Annotated in this window: 1 protein-coding gene; it reads left to right on the forward strand. The window is 62.5% G+C overall.

Going from position 1 to position 1,603, the window contains the following annotated elements:
* Window positions 1-16 precede the first annotated feature (16 nt).
* Window positions 17-1,570 carry an IS66 family transposase gene (gene tnpC / locus F6X40_RS41390; RefSeq protein ID WP_132459996.1) on the forward strand — a complete coding sequence of 518 codons (1,554 nt, stop codon included), beginning with the start codon at window positions 17-19 and terminating at the stop codon, window positions 1,568-1,570.
* Window positions 1,571-1,603 lie beyond the last annotated feature (33 nt).

Consider the following 1,603-nt stretch of genomic DNA (forward strand, 5'->3'; position numbering starts at 1 on the left):
TGGCAGACTGGCCCGCATGGACCTGCCCACCGACTTCGACACCCTGAGCCCGGAACAGCTGCGTGCGTTGGCTGCGCAACTGATCGTGCAGGTCACCGAGAAAGAACGGGAGGCCGGCGAGAAGGAGCGGGAGCTGCAGTATCGGCAAACGCGTATCGACCAGCTCACGCACGAACTGTCGGTACTCAAGCGCCTCCAGTTCGGCCGGCGCAGCGAGCAGTTCGATGCCGAACAGATGAGCCTGTTCGACGAGGCGATCGACGCGGATCTGGCGGCACTCGAAGCCGAGCTCGAGCAACTTCAGCCGGATACGCCGCCGGGCAGGCAACCCCAGAAGCCGAAACGGGCAGCGTTGCCACCGCAATTGCCGCGCACCGATATCCATCACGAACCGCACGACCTCACTTGCTGCTGTGGTTGCCAACGCGTGCGGATCGGCGAGGACATCAGCGAGAAGCTGGACTATACGCCGGGCGTGTTCACGGTCGAGCGGCACATCCGCGGCAAGTGGGCCTGCAAGGCGTGCGAGACGCTGATCCAGGCGCCGGTCCCACCTCACGTGATCGACAAGGGCATCCCGACCACCGGGCTGCTCGCGCAGGTGCTGGTTGCCAAGTACGGCGATCATCTGCCCCTGTACCGGCAGGAACGCATCTTCGGGCGCGCAGGCTTGGCCATCCCTCAATCGACACTTGGCGCCTGGGTCGGCGTATGCGGAGTGCGCCTGCAGCCCTTGGTCGATGCGCTCCACCATGAACTCCTGCAGCACGAGGTGCTGCATGCCGACGAAACGCCGGTGCAGATGCTGGCGCCCGGCAAGGGGAAAACACACCGAGCTTACCTATGGGCGTACAGCACCACACAGTTTGCCGATGTGAAGGCCGTGGTATATGACTTCGCGGATAGCCGCGCAGGCGTTCACGCCCGAGCCTTCCTCGGCGAATGGCGTGGCAAGCTGGTTTGCGATGACTACAGCGCCTATAAAGCCGGATTCGAGCTAGGCATCACTGAAATTGGCTGTGCTGCTCATGCCAGAAGAAAGTTCTTCGAGCTGCACGCCAACCACAAGAGTCAGATCGCGGAACAAGCCTTGAAATACTTCGTCGCGCTCTACGATGTCGAGCGCGATGTTGCCGGTATGAAGCCTGAGCAGAGAGGTGCCGTTCGTCAGCAGCGGGCCAAACCGATCGCCGATGCGTTGCACGCCTGGATGGTCGGCCAGCGCAAGCTGGTCTCCGAGGGCTCAGCGATCGCCAAAGCGCTCGACTATAGCCTTAAGCGATGGGAGGCACTGACGCGCTATCTGGTCGATGGGCATGTGCCCATCGACAACAATTGGCTGGAAAACCAGATTCGCCCGTGGGCCCTCGGAAGGTCGAACTGGTTGTTCGCGGGCTCGTTGCGTGCCGGTCAACGTGCCGCCGCAATCACGAGCCTAATCCGCTCGGCGCAGCTCAACGGACACGATCCGTACGTCTATCTGAAAGACGTGCTGACCCGGCTACCCACTCATCGCGCCGACAACATCGCCCAGTTGCTGCCGCATCGCTGGGCACCGTCTACCGCCTGATCGAGCTCTACGGTGCCTTCACCGGGTGCTTAC

The sequence above is a fragment of the Paraburkholderia sp. UCT31 genome, assembly GCF_014397655.1.
In the GTDB taxonomy this organism is placed as follows: domain Bacteria; phylum Pseudomonadota; class Gammaproteobacteria; order Burkholderiales; family Burkholderiaceae; genus Paraburkholderia; species Paraburkholderia tuberum.